Source organism: Arthrobacter sp. R1-13, from assembly GCF_054161475.1.
Map to the genome: position 1 here is coordinate 1,356,439 of NZ_CP096420.1, position 20,007 is coordinate 1,376,445.

The 20,007-nt window shown below is 63.2% G+C and carries 18 protein-coding genes; 6 read left to right on the top strand and 12 right to left on the bottom strand.

Annotated features, from left to right (window positions below):
• Positions 1-3: 3 nt before the first annotated feature.
• From M1D88_RS06250 to nirB, 6 genes are all read right to left on the bottom strand, one after another.
• On the bottom strand, positions 4-234 hold the full coding sequence (locus M1D88_RS06250; protein ID WP_458113692.1) for a hypothetical protein: 231 nt from the start codon (positions 232-234) through the stop codon (positions 4-6).
• Positions 235-330: 96 nt separating this feature from the next.
• Positions 331-1,089 (bottom strand): deoxyribose-phosphate aldolase, encoded by a 759-nt coding sequence (gene deoC / locus M1D88_RS06255; protein ID WP_458113693.1) that lies wholly within the window; start codon positions 1,087-1,089, stop codon positions 331-333.
• A gap of 70 nt (positions 1,090-1,159) precedes the next feature.
• Entirely contained in the window at positions 1,160-2,065 is a 906-nt protein-coding gene (locus M1D88_RS06260; protein WP_458113694.1) for an FAD-dependent oxidoreductase, read from the bottom strand.
• Between the two features lie 218 nt (positions 2,066-2,283).
• The gene (locus tag M1D88_RS06265) at positions 2,284-3,462 is read right to left on the bottom strand and encodes a uroporphyrinogen-III synthase (protein WP_458113695.1); all 1,179 of its coding nucleotides are present in this window, start codon (positions 3,460-3,462) and stop codon (positions 2,284-2,286) included.
• 8 nt (positions 3,463-3,470) lie between these two features.
• Positions 3,471-4,505, bottom strand: coding sequence for a uroporphyrinogen-III C-methyltransferase (gene cobA / locus M1D88_RS06270; RefSeq protein WP_458113696.1), 1,035 nt, complete (start codon positions 4,503-4,505; stop codon positions 3,471-3,473).
• A gap of 3 nt (positions 4,506-4,508) precedes the next feature.
• Positions 4,509-7,151 carry a nitrite reductase large subunit NirB gene (gene nirB / locus M1D88_RS06275; RefSeq protein WP_458113697.1) on the bottom strand — a complete coding sequence of 881 codons (2,643 nt, stop codon included), beginning with the start codon at positions 7,149-7,151 and terminating at the stop codon, positions 4,509-4,511.
• A 313-nt stretch (positions 7,152-7,464) separates the two neighbouring features.
• On the opposite strand from nirB, the gene nirD reads away from it, so the two are divergent.
• Positions 7,465-7,830 carry a nitrite reductase small subunit NirD gene (nirD, locus tag M1D88_RS06280; RefSeq protein ID WP_458113698.1) on the top strand — a complete coding sequence of 122 codons (366 nt, stop codon included), beginning with the start codon at positions 7,465-7,467 and terminating at the stop codon, positions 7,828-7,830.
• Positions 7,831-7,865: 35 nt separating this feature from the next.
• On the opposite strand, the gene M1D88_RS06285 is transcribed toward nirD, so the two are convergent.
• The 3 genes from M1D88_RS06285 to M1D88_RS06295 form a co-directional block, all read right to left on the bottom strand.
• On the bottom strand, positions 7,866-9,614 hold the full coding sequence (locus tag M1D88_RS06285) for a phospho-sugar mutase (protein WP_458113699.1): 1,749 nt from the start codon (positions 9,612-9,614) through the stop codon (positions 7,866-7,868).
• Between the two features lie 100 nt (positions 9,615-9,714).
• Positions 9,715-10,548: a purine-nucleoside phosphorylase gene (locus tag M1D88_RS06290; protein WP_458113700.1), complete on the bottom strand. Its 834-nt coding sequence runs from the start codon at positions 10,546-10,548 to the stop codon at positions 9,715-9,717.
• Between the two features lie 56 nt (positions 10,549-10,604).
• Entirely contained in the window at positions 10,605-10,865 is a 261-nt protein-coding gene (locus tag M1D88_RS06295) for a hypothetical protein (protein ID WP_458113701.1), read from the bottom strand.
• Positions 10,866-11,023: 158 nt separating this feature from the next.
• Between M1D88_RS06295 and M1D88_RS06300 the strand changes: the two genes are divergently transcribed.
• Positions 11,024-12,439, top strand: a complete 1,416-nt coding sequence (locus tag M1D88_RS06300; RefSeq protein ID WP_458114449.1) for an NAD(P)H-quinone dehydrogenase — start codon at positions 11,024-11,026, stop codon at positions 12,437-12,439.
• A 12-nt stretch (positions 12,440-12,451) separates the two neighbouring features.
• On the opposite strand, the gene M1D88_RS06305 is transcribed toward M1D88_RS06300, so the two are convergent.
• The gene (locus tag M1D88_RS06305; RefSeq protein WP_458113702.1) at positions 12,452-14,233 is read right to left on the bottom strand and encodes an N-acetylglutaminylglutamine amidotransferase; all 1,782 of its coding nucleotides are present in this window, start codon (positions 14,231-14,233) and stop codon (positions 12,452-12,454) included.
• A 297-nt stretch (positions 14,234-14,530) separates the two neighbouring features.
• Here M1D88_RS06305 and M1D88_RS06310 point away from each other — a divergent pair, with 297 nt between their 5' ends.
• From M1D88_RS06310 to M1D88_RS06325, 4 genes are all read left to right on the top strand, one after another.
• Entirely contained in the window at positions 14,531-15,337 is an 807-nt protein-coding gene (locus M1D88_RS06310; RefSeq protein ID WP_458113703.1) for a carbon-nitrogen hydrolase family protein, read from the top strand.
• Between the two features lie 146 nt (positions 15,338-15,483).
• Complete coding sequence (locus M1D88_RS06315) at positions 15,484-16,317, top strand: gamma-glutamyl-gamma-aminobutyrate hydrolase family protein (protein WP_458113704.1); 834 nt, start codon at positions 15,484-15,486, stop codon at positions 16,315-16,317.
• Between the two features lie 140 nt (positions 16,318-16,457).
• The gene (locus M1D88_RS06320) at positions 16,458-16,742 is read left to right on the top strand and encodes a hypothetical protein (RefSeq protein WP_458113705.1); all 285 of its coding nucleotides are present in this window, start codon (positions 16,458-16,460) and stop codon (positions 16,740-16,742) included.
• Between the two features lie 72 nt (positions 16,743-16,814).
• A complete protein-coding gene (locus M1D88_RS06325; RefSeq protein WP_458113706.1) occupies positions 16,815-17,192 on the top strand; it encodes a DUF7793 family protein in 378 nt (125 codons plus the stop codon).
• Between the two features lie 438 nt (positions 17,193-17,630).
• Here the strand turns inward: M1D88_RS06325 and M1D88_RS06330 are convergent, their stop codons facing one another.
• Both M1D88_RS06330 and M1D88_RS06335 read right to left on the bottom strand, forming a co-directional pair.
• On the bottom strand, positions 17,631-17,996 hold the full coding sequence (locus M1D88_RS06330) for a LuxR family transcriptional regulator (protein ID WP_458113707.1): 366 nt from the start codon (positions 17,994-17,996) through the stop codon (positions 17,631-17,633).
• 253 nt (positions 17,997-18,249) lie between these two features.
• The gene (locus tag M1D88_RS06335) at positions 18,250-19,935 is read right to left on the bottom strand and encodes a DUF222 domain-containing protein (RefSeq protein ID WP_458113708.1); all 1,686 of its coding nucleotides are present in this window, start codon (positions 19,933-19,935) and stop codon (positions 18,250-18,252) included.
• Positions 19,936-20,007: the final 72 nt, after the last annotated feature.

Genomic DNA, 20,007 nt, shown 5'->3' on the forward strand with positions numbered 1-20,007 from the left:
TTCTTAGTGCTCGCCGGCCGAATCGGAGCGGCCGAGGATGGTCTGCGGGATCCAGAAGGAGGCAGCGAAAAGGCCCAGGCAGACAGCCATCGGCCAAGGGTTGCCGAGAGTCAGGTAGGACAATGAGTAGATGGAACCCAGGAACAGAGCCATCATGATCACGAAGACGACGACGCTGCCGACTAGGCTGTTCTCGTTCTGAGGGGTCTTGGGGCTATCAACGATCTTGGACATTCATTCCTCCCGGCCCCGAAGGGCTCCAAACATCAAAACATACGGCCCCGAAGGGCTCAAAACATCATTCAAAAACTCTGGCGGCAGCCGGCCGCATCAGTAGGCGGATGAACCCTGTTCACCCTTAACGATTGCAATTCCGGAGCTGGCGCCAATACGTGTTGCACCTGCAGCAATCATAGCCTGCGCATCAGCAAGCGAGCGCACGCCGCCGGAGGCCTTGACACCCAAGTCCGGGCCCACCGTCCGCCGCATGAGGGCTATATCTTCCGGGGTTGCCCCACCGCCGTTGAATCCCGTGGACGTTTTGACGAAGTCTGCTCCGGCTTCCACCGCAGCCTCGCAGGCAATGACTTTCTGCTCGTCGTTCAGGAGCGCGGTTTCGATGATCACCTTCAGGATGGCCCCGCCGGCGTGCACCACTTCGGCGACGGCGGTTATGTCATCTACCAGCGTGCCCTTGTCCCCAGCCCTGGCGGCAGCGATGTTGACCACCATGTCGATCTCGTCGGCACCGTCCAGGACGGCGCCACGGGCCTCGAACGCCTTGACGTCACTGGGCGTCGCACCCAACGGGAATCCAACCACTGAACAGGTCAGCACGTCCGATCCCTTGAGGGCAGTTTTCACAGTCTTGACCCAGACCGGGTTGACGCACACGGACTTAAAGCGGTATTCGGCGGCCTCGGAACAAACTTTGAGGATTTCTGCTTCACTGGCTTCAGGCTTGAGGAGCGTGTGGTCGATGTAGGAGGCGATGTCCCTGCCTGTTCCGGGGGCGGAGGCTCCTCCGGCGGCGGGTGCTCCTGCGGCAGTCCCTGCGGCGGCGCCTGCCGCAGCGGCTTGGTTGCTCATGATGGTCCTTTCCCAGTGGGTGTTTCAGGTGACCATCTTGCCACGTGTCCGGGCAGGGAACCGGGACTTGTCAAGCGGCTGCGGAAACTGACCCCGCCGAGGCCGCGTGGAGCAGCTGCGTTGCACAGACATCCGCGGCCGGATCGGCGGCCACCAGCAGGCCCAGGCGGACGCCGTCGAACGAAGCAGCGTCGCCGATAGCCCAAATGCCAGGGGCTGAGGTGCGGAACTCCCTGTCGATCACAATTCCGCCGTCGGCTGTGGTGAGCAGCCCGGCGCTGGCGGCAAGCGCGCTTCGCGCAACGCGCTCTTCCGCCAGCACCACGAGGTCGCCCTGCATGGTGCTGCCGTCTTCGAAGACGATGCCGGCGGCGGGTAGGACGGAGCCTGCAATGGTGGGCACCACAGAAGCCGGCCGGAGGGTTGTGCGTATGGGCCGGACACCCCGCGCCCTGAGGACTGCCTCGGCCTGGCCAGCAGCAGCACCAGTGCCCACAAGAATTCCCAAGGGGCGCCGGCCCAGCACCCTGGTTACTTCCTTGACCGCTTCGCCGATCCGGCCGGCGTCGTCAATGGTGGAGTAGCTGAGGCAGCGTGCGGAGCCGTCAACGGGGGAGTGAACGGGGGCTGATCCAGTGGCTATGACCAGTTGGTCGTAACTGAATTCCATGCCGTCAGCCGTTGTCACGAAACGCTGGACCGGGTCAATGTAACTGGCAGGCTGGCCGAAGCGCACCGATACCCGGGGCAGGACGGCGAGCTGAAGCAGCTCGTGCGGAGCGTCGTCCCGGTTGCTGAGTACTGTGATGCTTCCGGCGAAGCGCTGACGGGCGAGCTGGGCCACCAGTGCCTGGGCGGCCGGACCCGCTCCTGCGATGACAATTCTGGGGGCAGGGGTACCTGAGGGGGGCGCGGCCGAGGGGGCGTCAGCGGGTGAAGAAGTTATAGGGGAGAGTGAGGATGCCGGAGCGGACATGTGCAGGCCCTTTCATGGTGCGGCCCTGGTGTGGCCGCAAGGTTCGTGATGGAACCTAGGCTAGACCGTCCATTTTTCGCCCGTGTTTCCCCGCGGTTGCCGAAACGTCCCGCTGCCTGGAGAAAGCACTACGAGTTGTACTGGGTTGTTTACCGGCCGGTAACACGACGCTGTGCCACGGGCCGGAAGCTGGGGAGCTAGACGCGGATCCTGGGGGGCTAGACGCGGATCCGGTAGCCGCGCTTGACCACGGTTTCCACGAGGCGTCCATCGGGCAGGGACGACCTCAACCGGCTGACCGTCATGTCCAGCGCGTGCACCGAGCCACGGAGTTCAAGGAGCTCAGACAACGAATCCCTGGACAGGACCGCCCCGCCCGCGCCGAGCAGGGCGCGGAGCAGCAGGAGCGGTGCCGGAGCCATCTCCACCTGCTCGCCGTTGATCCGCAAGGAACGGCCACGCAATTCCACGTTGCCGGAGCGTGTATCCAGCCTGCGGACATGGTTCAACGCGAGATGTTCAACCACCAGGCGTATCAGGGCACCCATGCGGAACCGCTCCGGAACCAGCGGTGAGAGTCCGGCGTCGATAAGCGGCTGAGCCGTCACCGGTCCGACGACGGCGGTGGTCACGGTGGTCTTCAGGGCCTCGATCAGTTGCTTGTACAGGCCCATTTCATGGGCAGTGCTCCACAATGCGTCCACTGCGGGGGCGCTGGTAAACGTCAGGACATCGAGGTTTCCGCTGCAGGCAGCCTCAATCAGCCGCGGGAGCTTGTCCTCACCCTCAGGCTTGACCCAGCGGTACGGCGTCACGGTGAGGACGGTGGCACCGGACATCCGGAGCCGCTCAAGCTGGCGGACGTCCGTGTAGCCGTGCAGCTGGACGGCGACGGTTTTCCCTCGGACACCTTCGGCCAGCAGCATGTCCACCAGGGTCGCCGTGGTTTCATCGCTGCTGATTCCGACGTCGGCAAGGCCGGCCGCCCGGACAGCGCCGCGCGCCTTGGGCCCGCGGACGAACATCCGGCAGGCAGCGAGCGTCTCCAGGAGTTCGTCGCCGATGCCGAACGAATCAGCGGCTTCGCACCAGCGGCGCATGCCGTAGGCCGTCGTCGCGATACAAAGATCAGGCTTGGCTGCGATGACGGCCCGCGTGTCGTCAATGAGGCGGAAATCCTCCTGGACGGGGGCAATCTTCAAAGCCGGAGCGTGCAGCACCTCAGCACCGCGCCGTTCCAGGGCCTCGATCAGGTCCTGCGACCTCCGGTGGGAGGTTACGCCGATCCGGAAACCTTCAAGGGGCAACTCGCCCCCCTCTGCGGAGGGAAGTTCCTGGGCGCCGGCGGAGGCAAGCGCAGGGTTCGGAAAGGGGGCAACCGTATCTACAGCAGTCATGGGGTCTGTCACGATCCCAGCAGCGATGCCGCAAGGCGGTCAAGATCAGCTGACGCTTCGGCATGCCCCCGGTTGGCTTCCCCCACGCGAACCACCTCGCCGATCACCAGAACGGCGGGGTTGGTGCACTCTGCAGCCGCTGACACGATGGTTCCCAGTTGGGCAATGGTGGTCCGCTGGCCGGGCCGGTAACCGCGTTCGATAACCGCCATGGGCATCTCCGGGCTCATTCCGGCCTTCCGGAGGCCGGCGGCGAGTTGATGCAGTGTTCCGATTCCCATCAGCACCACGATAGTGCCACCGAGGCCGGCAAGGTGCATGTGCTCCTTCTCCGTGAGGGGTGCATGACCGGAAACCACGGTGAACATGTGGCTCACTTCACGGTGGGTTACGGGGATGCCCGCAGCCGCCGGGACAGAGATGGCGCTGGTAACGCCGGAGACCACGCGGACGGGAACACCGGCTGCCACGCAGGCCGCTACTTCCTCGCCTCCACGGCCAAAGACGTAAGGGTCGCCGCCCTTGAGCCTGACTACGTTCTTGCCGTCCAGGGCGGCCTCGACCATAAGCTTCTCAATGCCGGACTGGCTGACCGGGTGGTGGCCGGGGCGTTTGCCCACGTCCACCAGCTCGGCCGAAGTCAGCGACGGCAGTTCCTGATACGGCGCCAACCTGTCGTAGAAGACGACGTCAGCGTCCCGGAGCGCTTTGATAGCGGCAACAGTGAGCAGCTCGGCAGTGCCTGGTCCGCCGCCCACCAGTGTGACGTGCCCGTTGGCACCGGCCGCGGGCTCAGTGGTGACCGGGATCCCGTTTTCACGGCACCGCTCCAGGAGCCCATCCCAGCCTGGCTGGCCGTCGTCCACCGCTGCGACCAGGAACGGCCGCTCAGGGAGGGGACCGTCATGGCGTGCACCGTGGGGAGTGCTCAGCCTGGAAATCACTGCGCCGGCAGCCTCGTAGCGGCGGACCGCCTGGCGGGCTGCATGGTCGGAGCCCGTGATGAGAACTTCGCGGCCATTGACATCGATGCTGAGCTGCATGGGTTACACCTTGCTTTCAGTGACGGATTCGTTGGCTGACCGGACGGGGATGGAAGCTCCAATGAGCACTTTCCCTTTTTCTTCAGCGGTGGCCGGGCGCATCTGGCCGCGCTCGTCCGGTACGAAGGTGATGGAGTCATCCTTCTGATCGGGGGCGTTGACGAAGGAGCGGAACCGGCGCAGGCGCTCGGGATCCTTCAGTGTGTCAGCCCATTCGTCCACGTACGTGTCCACGTGCTTGGCCATGGCCGCCTCGAGCTCTTCGGCGATGCCCAGGGTGTCCTTCACCACCACGTCCTCGACGTGCTTGATGCCGCCGTCGAGCTCTTCCTGCCAGCGTGCGGTGCGCTGCAGGCGGTCGGCGGTGCGGATGTAGTACATGAAGTAACGGTCGATGTACTTCAGCAGGGTTTCGTCGTCCAGGTCCTTGGCCAGCAGCTGGGCGTGGGCCGGGGTGGCGCCGCCGTTGCCGCCGACGTAGAGGTTCCAGCCGTCCGCCGTCGCAATGACACCGACGTCCTTGCCGCGGGCCTCGGCGCATTCACGGGCACAGCCGGAAACGCCCATCTTGAGCTTGTGCGGGCTGCGGAGGCCGCGGTAGCGCAGTTCCAGCTGGATGGCCATGGCCACCGAATCCTGGACGCCGAAGCGGCACCAGGTGGACCCGACGCAGGACTTCACTGTACGCAGGCTCTTACCGTAGGCCTGGCCGGATTCGAACCCGGCGTCCACCAGTTCCTTCCAGATTTCCGGAAGCTGCTCCAGCCTCGCACCGAACATATCGATCCGTTGGCCGCCGGTGATCTTCGTGTACAGGTTGTACTTTTCGGCGACGGCGGCAATGACACCGAGCTTCTTGGGGGTGATTTCACCGCCGGCGATGCGGGGAACCACCGAGTACGTGCCGTCCTTCTGCATATTCGCGAGGGCACGGTCGTTGGTGTCCTGCAGGGCGCCGCGGCCGGCGTCGAGGACATAGGCGTTGTGCTGGCTGGCCAGAATGGAGGCAATGGTCGGCTTGCAGATGTCGCAGCCGGCACCCTTGCCGTACTTGGCCATGATGTCTTCGAAGGAGGTCAGTTCCAGGACGCGGATCGCGTCGAACAGCTCCTGGCGGGACAGTTCGATGTGCTCGCAAAGGGCTTTCGAGACCTCGACGCCGGACTTGGTCAGTTCGCCTTCGAGCAGCTTCTTCAGCATGGGTACACAGGAACCACAGCTGGTACCGGCCCTCGTGCAGCCCTTGAGCTCGCCGAGTTCCTGCACGGGGGCGTTGCCTTCGCAAGCGCCGCAGCCATTAACGGTGTCGCGGATGGTTCCGGCCGTTACGTTGTTGCAGGAACAGAGGATGGCGTCATCGGGCAGTTCGGTATCGGGCGCCTCTCCGCCGCCGGCGGCAGTGAGGTACGCGCCGGGCTCCGCAGAGAGTTCGCGGCCCAGGAGCGGGCGGAGGCTTGTGTACGGAGTAGCGTCACCGACGAAGATACCGCCCAGCAGGGTCTTGGCGTCATCGGTAGTAACGATCTTCTGGTAGACGCCGCGAGCGGGGTCGGCGTAGACGATTTCGAGGGCGTGCTCAGTCTTGGCGAACGCGTCACCGAAGCTGGCAACGTCAACGCCGGACAACTTCAGCTTGGTAGCGGTGTCAAAGCCGGGGAACGTGGCCTCGCCACCGTGCAGGCGGTCAGCGACGATCTCAGCCATGGTGTTGGCCGGGGCTACCAGGCCCAGGCACATGCCGCCGAAGTTGGCCACTTCACCGATGGCCCAGATGCCGGGAATCTCGGTTTCACAACCGTCGGTGATAACAACACCGCCGCGCTGGCCGAGCGAGAAGATCTGCTCTTCGCCTTCCGCGGCGCGGAAGAGTTCATCGCGCGGGCGGACGCCGATGGCGACGATCACAAGGTCAGCGTCGATGATGCGGCCGTCAGCCATGAGAACACCGGTGACCTGGCCGTCGTCGTCGGACAACACCTCGGAGGGGAACACGCCGCTGTGGACTTCGAAGCCCTTGGCCTTGATGAGGCGGCCCATCGCTTGGCCGGCGCCCTCATCGAGCTGGGTGGCCATCAGCCATGCTGCGCCATCGATGACGATGGGTGTGGCCCCCAGCTGCTCCGTACCGGCAGCCGACTCAAGGCCCAGGAGGCCACCGCCGATGGTGACCGCTTTGACCTTGCGCCCCAGCTTTTCAGTGAGCTCGGCAATAGCCTTGTTGATGGCCCAGACGTCTTCGAGCGTGCGGTAGACGTGGGTGTGCTCGGCACCAGGGATCGGCAGGCGGGCTGCGTTCGAGCCCGTGGCGACGACGAGGTGGTCGTATTCGTAGCTGTTGCCGGCTGCGGTTTCCACGGACTTGCCATCCGTGTTGATCTTAATGACGCGCTCGCCGGTCTTGAGCTCGAGCGAACCGTGGTCCCACATGGACGCCTCACCCAAGGTGAGGTCGTAGTCGTTGTCCGTGAGTGCCTTGCTGAGAGCCACGCGGTCGTAAGGGAGGTGGGTTTCCTCGGTGAGGACAGTAACGTGCCAGCCATCGAGGCCACGGGCATGCATTGCGTCCGCAAAACGGTGGGCCGCTGGGCCGCCGCCGGCGACCACGACGCGGCGTGGTGTCTCTGTGCTTGAAGTCTGTCCGGTCACTGTGGGCCTTTCGCATGGGCCGCAGACGGTGCTCTGCAGCTTGTCCATCCAGACTAGGCAAGGGCAGTTTCGCTTCAGTTTCCCAATTGTTTCGTGAACTTAACTTCTGCATCACGAACAGATTTCCCGGCAAGTGAGGTCTCTTTTACCCGCCGGACACATTCACTGCATGCCGATGAAACACCCGCCGCCTACTTTTGATGATGTGGCCGCGTCGGCGGTCCGGGTTCCACGGGAAGCAGCATTCAGCAGCACCCACAAAAGCACAGACGCTTCCCGCTGGACAGAAGGCAACGTGAGAGGGGCCCGAAAAATGACGGCAGTACTTGAACTTCAGGAAGAAACCACCGCAGCTGCGACAGGTTGGCACCGGGTGTGCCCCATTGCAGAGCTTGAGCCCGCCTGGGGCGAAGCAGCATTGATTGCCGGACGCCAGATTGCGGTATTCCGCACCGCTTCGGACGAGGTTTACGCCGTTTCCCAGGAGGATCCGGCCACCGGAGCCCACGTTATGGCCCGCGGCATCTTCGGTTCCCGCGGAGACAGGCCCACCATCGCCTCACCACTGCACAAAGAGGTCTATGACCTCGAAACCGGGGAATGCTTCGGCAATGCAGAGCTGAGCCTGCCCACGTTCAACGCCAAGGTTGTAGACGGCTACATCGAAGTCGAGCTCTAACAGCAGCTACAGCCCCAGCAGCTGTAGCCCCAGAGCTACAGCCCCAGAGCCTCGCGGACATCATGCAACACGTTGTCCAGCGAGGCTCTTGCTGCTTGGCGGGCCTGCGGAAGTTCGGCCGCCGATCCCACACTTTGGATCACTTCCAGGTAGCACTTCAGCTTGGGTTCGGTCCCGCTGGGCCTGATGATTACGCGGCTCAGGTCCTTGGTGATGTACAGCAGGCCGTCGGTGGGGGGAAGGTGTTCGCTTCCCTCCGAGAGATCCGTGTACGTTTCGACGGCGGATCCTCCGAATGATTCGGGGGGAGTCACACGGAGTCTGTTCATCATGGCTCCGAGCAGCCCGAGGTCCGCCACCCTGATGCTGAGCTGGTCGCTGGCATGCACCCCGTGAAACAGGTAGAGCTCGTCCAGGGTGTCGAAGATCGATTTCCCTTCAGCCTTCGCGGCGGCTGCGAGCTCCGCGATGAGCACTGATGCGGAAATGCCGTCCTTGTCCCGCACCAGCTCAGGGGCAACGCAATAACCCAGCGCTTCCTCGTAGCCGTAAAGGAGTCCCGGCACCCGCGAGATCCACTTGAAGCCTGTCAGCGTTTCCTCATGGGCATATCCTGCAGCCTTGGCGATTCGGGCGAGTAGGCGTGACGAGACAATTGAATTGGCCAGGACACCCTGGCTCTGCTCTCCTTCAATGGCCTGGCCGGCAAGCCTGGTAACAATGTGGTGGCCCAGAAGGGCCCCCACCTCGTCGCCCCGCAGCATGCGCCAGGCGCCGGTATCAGGATCCTTGGCGGCCACGGCAGCCCGGTCAGCATCTGGATCGTTGGCAAGCACAATATCTGCACCCACCCGTCGCGCCGTCTCCAAGGCAAGGTCCAGCGCCCCCGGTTCCTCCGGATTCGGGAAGCTGACGGTGGGGAAATCGGGGTCCGGGTGCGCCTGTTCCTGCACGAGGGTGACATCTTTGAAACCTGCAGCATTCAGGACGGACACTGCGGTCTCGCCGCCCACACCGTGCAGAGGGGTCAGGACGATCTTCAGCTCGCGGGCAGGGAATGCCTCCGGCATAGCCAGCGCGGCAACAGCTGACTGGTAGTCCGCGATGATTGAGGGATGCAGAATGTTCCAGCCTTCATCGGCAAGCTGCACCGAGTCCAGGGAGCCAACCTCGTTGATCTTGGCAGCAATACGCTCGTCGTAGGGTGTCACGATCTGTGCTCCACGCCCGCTTTCCTCCACAGCGTGGCGGCCAAGGTACACCTTGTACCCGTTGTCCTCGGGCGGGTTGTGGCTGGCGGTGACCATCACGCCGCCGTCGCAATCCAGGTGCCGCACAGCAAAGGCGAGCAACGGCGTCGGCAGGGCCGACGGCAAAAGGAAAGTTTCAATGCCTGACGCCGCGAAGATCGCGGCCGTCTCCTGAGCGAAGATGTCCGAGTTGTAGCGGGCATCGTAGCCGACGACGGCGCGGGGCCGGGTTCCGGGGGCCGCTGTGGAGACGGCGTCGGTGAGGAAGGCGGCAAAACCTGCAGCGGCACGGCGGACTACTACCCTGTTCATGCGGTTCGGCCCGGGTCCCAGCGGGGCGCGAAGCCCGGCCGTACCGAACTGGAGGGTGCCGTTGAAGCTGTCCGTCAGCTCCTGGCGGGCAGCGGGAACGCCATCAGCAACACGCAGGATGAGCTCAGAGAGAGCTGCTGCGGTAGCGGGATCCGGGTCCTGCGCTGCCCATTCACGGGCGGAGTCCAACAGCTGCGGCAGTTCGGGATCGATAGAGGTCATAGGATCCAAACTAGCCCCAAACGTTCAGGAAGCCTGCCTCGAAAGCGGGGGAGAACGGTCACAGTTTGGGTCAGTTGTTGGGGACTGACGGTTTCAGGGCTTAAAGCCTGGCGATGATTTCGGCCAGCAGTTTGGAGATGCGGGCGCCTGCCGCGTGGCCGGCCTCAAGGACCTCTTCATGGCTCAAGGGCACCGGGCTGATGCCTGCGGCGAGATTGGTCACAAGGGAGATGCCGAAGACTTCCATCCCGGCGTGCCGGGCGGCAATGGCTTCGAGGGCCGTGGACATGCCCACCAGATCGGCACCGATGCGCTTGGCATACTGCACTTCGGCCGGGGTCTCATAGTGCGGGCCGGTGAACTGCGCGTAAACACCTTCCTCCAACGAGGGATCCACTTCCTGCGCCAGGGCCCGGATGCGCGAGGAGTAGAGATCGGTGAGGTCCACGAACGTTGCGCCTTCGAGCGGGGACGTAGCGGTGAGGTTTATGTGATCTTTGATGAGCACAGGAGTGCCGGGAGCCCAGTTTTCGTTGAGTCCGCCGCAGCCGTTGGTGACCACCAGCGTCTTGCAACCGGCGGCGGCAGCAGTGCGCACCCCGTGGACCACGGCGCGGACCCCTTTGCCCTCGTAATAGTGCGTGCGGGCGCCAAGGACCAGCGCGCGTTTGCCGTCCCTTGTCAGCACTGAACGGATGGTGCCTACATGGCCTTCGACGGCCGGTGCCGAGAATCCGGGCACTTCGTCTGCCGAAAGGGTGGCCGTGGTGTGGCCGATCAGGTCAGCTGCACCTCCCCAGCCGGAGCCGAGCACCAGGGCGACATCGTGACGGTCGACGTCTGTCTCCTGGGCGATGTACTCGGCCGCGCGACGCGCAGCGTCAAAGGGATCAGCCTCAAGGGGATCAGTGTTCCGGAAGTCTGTATTACTCACTGGTACAAGTTATCGTGCCGCCGCCGTCCTGCCCAGTAGGGCGATTCGAGCAGCGATTACAGTACAGCGATTAGGGTGGGCAGATGCGAATCGCTGTCATTTCCGATGTCCATGGCAACCTGCTGGCCCTTGACGCAGTGCTGGCCGACATTGAAAAGCGCAGCGTGGACAGCATCGTCAACTTTGGTGATTTGCTGTCCGGAGCTGTCCAGCGGAAACCACGAACGGCAAGTGCTCGAAACAGAACCGGCAAACATGGGCCCCTCAGACCTGCTGGCCCGCAAGGAGATGACCGAAACCCACCGTGAGTGGTTCAAGTGCCTTCCGCTGTTGCCGAGGGCAATGGACGCCCCGATGTTGCCCGCGCGCTTCTGACCGGCCGCATGTCCCCTTAGCTATCCAGCACGCGTGGTGCTTGGGCCGGAAAGCGCCCGGTATTGGTTGTGCAGGGAGGGATAGGCGAGAATGGATGATTGTGACTACGCATCCTGATTTCCGCGCCCCCCGTATCGCAATCCTGGGTGGAGGTCCCGGCGGCTATGAGGCCGCCATGGTGGCCGCGTCGCTGGGCGCGAAGGTCACCATCATCGAGCGGGCCGGCCTTGGCGGATCGGCTGTACTGACCGACGTCGTGCCTTCCAAGACCCTGATCGCGACGGCGGACCTCATGACCCGGGTCGGTGAGGCGGGGGAGCTGGGCGTCAAGTTCGACGTCGACGGCGGGGATTTTGTGCCAGTCATGAGGGCGGACCTCAAGCACATCAATGATCGTCTCCTGAACCTGGCCCGGCAGCAGTCGGCCGACATCCTGAAGGGCCTGGAGCTTCAGGGCGTTCGCATCCTGATGGGTTCCGGGAAACTGGTGGACAACCACACCATCGAGGTCCTCACCGCGGAGGGTACCGAAAGAGTTGAGGCGGACGCCGTCCTGCTTGCTGTGGGTGCCCACCCGCGCGAGCTCCCCACAGCCCGGCCCGACGGCGTACGTATCCTGACTTGGACGCAGATCTACAATCTGGACGAACTGCCGGAGGAACTGATCGTGGTGGGATCCGGCGTCACTGGCGCTGAATTCGCCTCCGCCTATAACGGCCTGGGCTCACATGTGACCCTGATCTCAAGCCGGGACCGGGTGCTTCCCGGATCCGATACAGATGCCGCCCAGGTCCTTGAAGAGGTCTTTGAGCGCCGGGGAGTCAGGGTGCTGTCCCGTTCAAGGGCGGAGACTGTCGAACGTACGGACGACGGCGTCGTGGTCACCCTCAGCGACGGCTCCAAAGTGACCGGCAGCCATTGCCTGGTTTGCGTCGGGTCCATCCCGAACACCGCCGGCGTCGGCCTCGAGGAAGCAGGTGTGGCGCTTACGGAGAGCGGGCACATCAAGGTGGACGGCGTCTCCCGCACCTCGGCCCCCAACATCTACGCCGCCGGGGACTGCACCGGGGTCCTGCCGCTGGCATCTGTGGCCGCTATGCAGGGCCGGATCGCCATCGCGCACTTCCTGGGCGACAGCGTGACCCCGGTCAAACTGCACCAGGTAGCATCCAACATCTTCACTTCCCCGGAAATCGCCTCTGTGGGCGTTAGCGAAGAGGAAGTGGAATCCGGCAAGTACCAGGGCGATGTCATCAAACTCTCGCTGAGAAGCAACGCCCGCGCCAAGATGCGCAACCACAAGGACGGGTTCGTAAAAATCATCGCCCGCAAGGGCTCGGGAACGGTGATCGGGGGAGTGGTTGTGGGCCCCAACGCGTCGGAGCTGATTTTCCCCATCGCCATTGCTGTCAAGCAGAAACTGCACGTCGACGACGTCGCCAGCACCTTTACGGTATACCCGTCACTGAGCGGATCCATCTCCGAGGCTGCACGGCGCCTGCACGTCCACATGTAGTTTGTGGCAGCTTCACCCGACATTGTGCTGCTGCAGCCACATCTCCAGCACTGCCAGTTGCCAAAGGGTATTGCTTCCCGCCGGTGAGTATTGGCCGTTCGGGCTGCGCAGGAGCGACTCAATGTAGTCGGATCGGAAGAGTCCCCGCTGCTTTGCTTCGGGAGCGTGGAGCGCATCCTCCACCATGGTGATGAACGGCTCCTCCAGATAGCGCAATGCCGGGACCGGGAAATAACCCTTGGGCCTGTCGATGACCGCTGGGGGCAGGAGCTTGCGGCTCAATTCCTTCAGCACCCATTTGCCTTCGCCTCCGGCCTTGAATTCGGGCGGGCAGGAGGCCGCAAGCGCAACGAGGTCCTGATCCAGGAACGGTACGCGGGCTTCGAGACCCCACGCCATAGTCATGTTGTCCACGCGCTTGACGGGATCATCAGGCATCAGGACGTGCGTGTCCAGGCGGAGGAGTGCGTCCACTGCTGTTTCGGCTCCCGGGCGGGCTAGTTCTGACTGCAGCTTCCAACGGCTGACATCCGCACCACAGAACCATTCCGGCTCAAGGACTTCCGCCATCTGGGCATGCCTGCGATCCGCAAACGCGGCGGTGAAGGTGTCCAGGGCAGCGTCCCGTTCAACTGTCAGGGCCGGCTGGTGGTAAGCATAGCCGCCAAAAACTTCGTCCGCGCCCTGGCCGGACTGGACCACCTTGAGGTGCTCGGACACAACCTTGGAGAGCAGGAAGAATGCAGTGACGTCGTGGCTGGCCATGGGTTCGGACATGGCATCCAGAGCATCCCCGATCGCGGGGGCAAATTCGGCTGTGGGAATGTGCAGCCGGTGGTGGTCTGTGCCGAATTCACGGGCGATGAGGTCTGAGTACATGAACTCGTCGCCGGATTCCTCTCCGGCCCCATCAAAACCAATGCTGAAGGTGCTGAGTCCCGGCTGGCCCGCTTCCGCCAGCAGGGCCACCAGGAGGCTCGAATCAAGACCCCCGGAAAGGAGGACTCCGACCGGAACGTCCGCCACCAGCCGGCGCTCGACGGCGGTGCGCAACGACGCATGCAGGGCTTCCTGCCAGTCCTCCGCGGTCCAATCGATCCGCTGTGGGTCCCGCACATACGCCGGTTTCCAGTAGACCCGGTCCCGGTGGCCGCCGTCGGCATTGATGATCCTTACCGTGGCGGGAGGCAGCTTGCTGACGCCGCGCAGAATGGTTCGCGGAGCCGGAACTATGGAGTGCCAGCTCAAATAGTGATGGAGCGCCACCTCGTCAATTGACGTGTCGACGCCGCCGCCGGCAACCAACGCCGGTAAGGTCGATGCGAACCGGATCCTGCCTCCAGCCTCGGCAAAATACAAGGGTTTGATGCCGAGGCGGTCCCTCGCGAAGACCACCAGGTTCCGCTTAGAGTCCACGAGGGCCACCGCAAACATCCCCACAAGATGGTGAACGAAGTCTTCCCCCCAGCGGTGGTATGCCTTGAGGATCACCTCCGTATCGCTGGTGGAGTTGAAGCGGTAGTAGGGTGCAAGTTCGCGGCGCAGTGCGTGGTGGTTGTAGATGCAGCCGTTAAACACAAGGGCCAGCCCCAGGTCCTCGTCGACCATGGGCTGGGCGCCGCCATCGGAGAGGTCGATGATGCTGAGCCGGCGGTGCCCCAAAGCCACCCAGCCTTCACGCCAGATTCCCTGACCGTCCGGCCCCCGGGACTCCATCGCTGCCGCCATCTTTCTGACTGGGTCGATGCCGGCCCTCACCCCGCCGAAGGCCAGTTCGCCAGCTATCCCGCACATCGAAAACTTCCTCACCTCAAGTGTTGAAGGTACTCAACACACCAGGTTCCGGCAGCTCCCCCCGGGGCTCCGGGGTCGATCCCAGGGGGACCAACACCAGTTATTTTTATACTAAGCATGCTTATTTCTTCCCTTAACCTTGAACTGCCGGGTTGGGCCCGTCAAGTTTAAATTGAAAAATCCAGTCACTTGTTGGCAGTCATTTGCTGGTAAGAGCCGGACTCATCTCCGGAAATTTGCCGGTACCCATCCTGACTGCAAGGGTGGGACGATGTGAGGTGAGAAAAAGGAGACAGAATGCGTGTAGCAGCCGGGCAGTTCACAGCGGGCAAGGATCCAGCCGCCAACCTTGAGACCATCACCGGGCTAATGGAGCAGGCCGCGGCAGGGGGAGCTGAATTGCTCCTGCTACCTGAGCTCAGCCTCTACGGCTCTCCTGAATCTGCCGCCGTTCTGGCCTCCGTGGCTGAGGGACTGGACGGTCCCTTCATCAGCGGCATTGCAGCCGTTTCCAAGAAGCTGGCCCTGCCCGTGGTTGTCGGAACCATTGAGGCAAACCCCGCCGGATTACCGTACAACACGCTGGTTGCTGTGGACGCTGACGGCAACATCGCGGGCACCTACCGGAAGATCCACCTGTACGACGCCTTTGGCTACAGGGAGAGCGAGGGCATAGCGCCAGGGGATTTCAGTGATCCCTTCCTTTTGACGTTCGGGGATCTCCGGCTCGGTGCCTTCACCTGCTACGACCTCCGCTTTCCCGAGAGTGCGCGCCGCCTCATTGATGCAGGAGCCAACGTACTTCTGATCCCTGCCATGTGGGTTCCCGGCCCGGGGAAGGAAGACCACTGGAATACCCTCATCCGAGCCCGCGCCATAGAAAACACGGCCTATGTTGTGGCGGCCAACCAAACGGCGCCGTTGGGCACCGGATACTCCATGATCGTGGACCCAGCAGGGGTGGTCCTCGCTAATGCAGGGGAAGCGTCTGGGGTGATCTTCGCAGACGTCGCGACGGAACGGCTCCAGTCAGTGCGGCAACGGGTGCCCTCCCTGGCTAACCGGCGGTTCACCGTTGTTCCGCTGAACGTCCCTCATCCCTAGACTGGCCTGTCCCTCTTTCCTCACGGAATGACCCCTTCCGCTGCTGCTCTCCGGCCCATTTGATACCCAATGGTGACGGTTACGAAACATGGAATAAACAAACCGCTCGTAGCCTTGCTTATGGATGCATGTGGAAGGACAGGGAAATGAGCGCACCGGAAACAACCGTTCGGCCGTTAATTGGGCTAACCACCTATCTGGAGGAGGCTGGCACCGATGGCTGCGGCCGCGTAAGTTCTGCCTTCCTGCCCGAAGCGTATTTCGCTCCTCTCCTGGCTGCCGGTGCCATTCCTGTTCTGCTGCCTCCCCAGCCTGTCCTCGCGGGAGTGGTGGAGCAATTGGTGAGCACCTTGGATGGTCTCCTGGTGCCCGGAGGATGGGACGTTGACCCTGCACGGTACGGCCAGGAAGCCCACCCGGCGACAGATTCCCCACGACGGGCCCGGGACGAATGGGAACTGGCACTGATCCTTGAAGCGATCCGGCAAGATGTTCCACTCCTGACCATCTGCAGGGGCGAGCAGTTGCTGAACGTGGCTCTCGGTGGGACGCTCCATCAGCACCTCCCTGACGTTGTGGGCGACGGCGTTTACCAGCTTGGCGGGCATAAGTTCAATAGCATTCAGGTGGAGGTCAAAGCTGATTCCCTCCTGAACCGTCTGCTCGGCCAAGACTCCGTCACCGTCCCTGTCTCCCACCACCAGGCTGTTGACAGGCTGGGGGAGGGGCTCATCGCTGCGGCCTGGAGTGAGGACCAGATTGTTGAGGCGATTGAACATCCGGGCCAGAGCTTCTGCCTGGGTGTGCAATGGCATCCAGAACAACTGCCGGAAGAGGAAGCGCTGTTCCGGACCTTTGTTGCTGCGGCCCGCGAGCACAAAGTGGCAAAGGTTTTGCATGCGTCCCCGGCTCCGGTCAACACCTTGCAGGCAGGCATCGAAGCTTCTCCCCAGCTCTCGGACGGCTTGGCCGCAATCTAACGGCTAGTCTGACGGGGTACCGCACCGGTTCCGGCGAGCAGGTGGCCTATGCCCGGATAATAACGGATGGCGCTACTCTCGCTTATCTGTGTGACCTGTACGTAGACCGGTCGGTACGGGGTCCGGAACGGGCACAGCGCTTGTCGGCGGACGGTGTCACGCGGGCGGACGGGTCCCTTGAATCCGGCGATGTCATCATCCTGGCCACCGGGTTCCTGCCCGATGTCTCCTTCCTCCCCGTAGCGGCGCTGGATTCATCCGGGATCCCGCTGCACACCAGGGGCGTTTCCACCACAGTCCCAGCCCTCAGCTATGTCGGGCTCGAGCGCCAATGGATGTTCGCCTCCGCCACACTGCGCGGCGTTGGGCCCGACGCAAGGCACGTCCTTGACGCCCTCGATACGGTCGGGGACTGTGTTCAGTGAAGCAGGGATGGAGCATGCAGCTCATCTGGATGGCTAAGATCGTGGATAACTCAGTCAAGCAAGGAGTCAAAAGTGAAGCCCACTTCCAACGACAGCGAGAAGGCCACGTTGGAACTTCTTGAGAACGGCATAGTGTGTCTGACGTGGCAGCGCCAGGTCAGCCTTGAAGTGGCCGACGTTACTGCTGCGATGGCCAGCTTGGACTACTTTTGCCAAGGACTTCCTCACCCGTTGCTTGTCGACATGGGCGGCACTACGAGTGTCAGCCACGACGCCCGTGCAGCATTTTCACTTCCTTCTGTCGCATCCCGGATTGCACTGCTTGGTTCGACTCCAGTTGACCGGGTCATTGCCAACTTCCGCCGCGCCGACTCTTTTCCATGCCCCACGCTCTTCTTCACGGACCGGGCTGAGGCCGTGAATTGGCTCCTCCAGGATTCAACAGCCTGATTGCGTGATCTGCTCCCGCGGGTGGGGGGAGAAGTGCGGCTGTAAGAATGGAGAATGCCCGTAGCCTTCCGATTCGACGCTTGACTGAAGACCCGGCTAACGTTCTCGACCGTCGGCGATTGCCGGCTGTTCTGCCACCGGTGGCCCAGGTTCCGGACAGGGGCCTCGATCTGAGCTTTCTGCGTGTGGAATCGATGCATGGTTTTTTCACCTACCTTGAGAGGAACCCGAGCCTGTCGCGCCAGGACATCCCTTTCCATGAGATGTCCCATGGTGAATCGTTTCTCGAGCTGGGCAGTCGATCGCTTCCAAGGGCGCGGACTCTGGGTGCTCGACGAACCGGCTCCAGAACGATACCTACGTCAGCTGTAGACCCGGGCCCTTCCTCCTCGCGCCGTCTCATTCACTGATGGCTACTTTCCGCTACCTCAGCTCCGCCTAAACGATTGTGGTGTCCTTACGCCTGCGCCGCCAGATAACAACCACGATCAACAGGACCAGGAGGATGGCCCCGATCACGATCGGCGCCAGGTCCAGCCGCGCGTCTTCTGCCTGCTGCGTTTCACCCGTTCCTGGATTGCCGAAGCCGGTGGGCGTGCCTTCCGACGGCGTCGCGACTCCGGTGGGGGCTGGAGTCACGCCTGTGGGTGCATCCGTTGGTGTTGGAGACGTGGTCTGGGCCTGGACGGCTCCCGGTGCTGAGATGGCCCCTGCGGCGATTGCCGCATGCGCCGGCCCTGCCAGCAGGAGCGAAACCCCCAGAGAAGCCAGAACGACGGCTGTGCGAATGAAATTCCTGGACATTGGTCCTCCTCGTAGTGTTGTCAGCTCGGCTAGAGATCCGCGGAGCGGTTGTCCTTTCTTTGTCAGAGCTCCCGACAGAATGGTCAGCTTGCTTACCATTCTGTCGGGATGGTGCCGAAAATTTCTAGTCCCCTAGGCAATGCTGGTGTTTCGCTTTAACAGTGCCTGGAGCGAAACGACAATGATTCCGGGTGAAACGGCCAGGACGTGCCCTTGGCAAACTCTTTCGGGGGAGCCATCCGCAGCGGGGTGTTCAGGCAGCCGACAGCCACCAATCATCCGTTTCCACCGCGGGCAATAGTTGCCATTCCGGGAATGGGTCCACGGGCATAAGTAGGGCCGGATCCGGATCAAGGTCCATGGGCATAGCTAGATCCTGAGCCTGAGCCTGAGCCTGAGCCTGAGCCTGATGCTGATTCAGATCCAAATCCGGGTTGGGCGCGGGTAGGCCGGTGTGGTCGGGCCAGGTGGGTGGTTGCCAGTCTTGTTGTTCGCTGGGGTACTGCCTGCCTGAGGGCGCGGTCCAGCCGGGTGTTTGGTTTGCGGTGGCTTGGGTTGGCGTCCAGGAGGTGCTGTGTTTGAGGTGGTGGTGTTTCCGGCAGGGTTGGCCAAGGTTGGTGATGCCGGTGGTGCCGCCGTCGGCCCAGGCCAGGAGGTGGTCGGCTTCGTTGTCGAGGGAGTGGTTGTGGCAGCCGGGGAAGGGGCACTTCGCATCGCGCAGACGCAGCCATTGGCGCATGGATTTGGGGATCCGGTAACTGGTGCGGCCGATTTCCAGCGGCGCCCCGTCGCGGGGATCGATCAGGACACGGTGGAAGGAATCGGCCCCGTCGGCGACGAGGTCCCGGGCCATTGACGCCGGTATAGGTCCGTACCCGTCCAGCATTGCCGGTTCGTCGGTGGCGCCAAGCAGTGAGAGGACAGGAACGGTGACCAGCACCTGGGCCCGGGGAGAGGGAACGCCCACCGGGCCGCCGCCCACACCCATGCCAAAGCCAGCCCCGTCAATGTCCGCGGGGCCCGGGCTGCGGGTATCGCTGTTGGCCCCTGTGTTGTTCAGGAGCCAGGTGGCGGCGATGTCGGCGCGGAGTTGGGTGAGTGTCCGGCACTCGGTGGGACCTTGGATTGCTCTGGCGGCGGTGGTGGTCCGGTCCCAGATCCCGGCGGCGGTCGCGGCTGGCAGGTAGGCGGAGAGCCATGCCATGCCGTCGTGGTCCGGGGTGTATTCCAGCCGCCGGTCCAGGGCGCTCTTGCGGTTGCGGGTCTCGATGCTGTCGGGGTGGTGGCGTTCGCGCCAGGTCCGGGCTTTGGTGCGGAACCGGGACGGGACCAGCTCACCGATGTGGCATCCGCGCGCAGCGTCGGGTGAGTCAGGATCAAGGAAGTGTGTTTCCAGTGCGGCAGTTCCGGCCGGGTCCAGGTTGGTGGTTTCATCACACATGATGCGGGCGTGCTGCCACGAAATCGACCCGTGCTGGAGTGCCGTGAGGGTGAGCGGCAGCCCGGTGGTCAGGTGCCGGGCATGGTCCAGGAGCGCCGCGGCGGTACGCTCGCTCACTGTGAGGACGCAGGCGAGCTCTGCAATGGTGGACATTTCCTGCACGGTCGCGTCCTGGGCGGTAACAGAAGGGGAGGCGATTGCCTCCGCGGCCTCGACGTACTTGCCCACCAGGTGTACCTTCAGCGCCGCGGCCTTGGATTCGAACCGGGCGACCTCGGCCAAGGCGTCCAGGCAGGCATCGAGCTGGCGCCGCAGGGGATCGGAGTCCTGGCCGTAATCAGCATCAGGGCCATCAGCTCCGCCACGGAAATCCGGTCCAATGATGCGCCCAAGAATGGCAACGGATGCAGCAACAGCAGCCAGGGCCTCGGCAGCCTCAAGCCCGCCGGGGGACTCTAAAGCCTCCCCGGTCCTAGTCCAAGCCCCCGTGCCTTCCATAGAAAAAGCATCTCAGCAGGGTCTGACATTTAACGACCCCTACGAATGGACCAGACCTACACCCGACCCAGT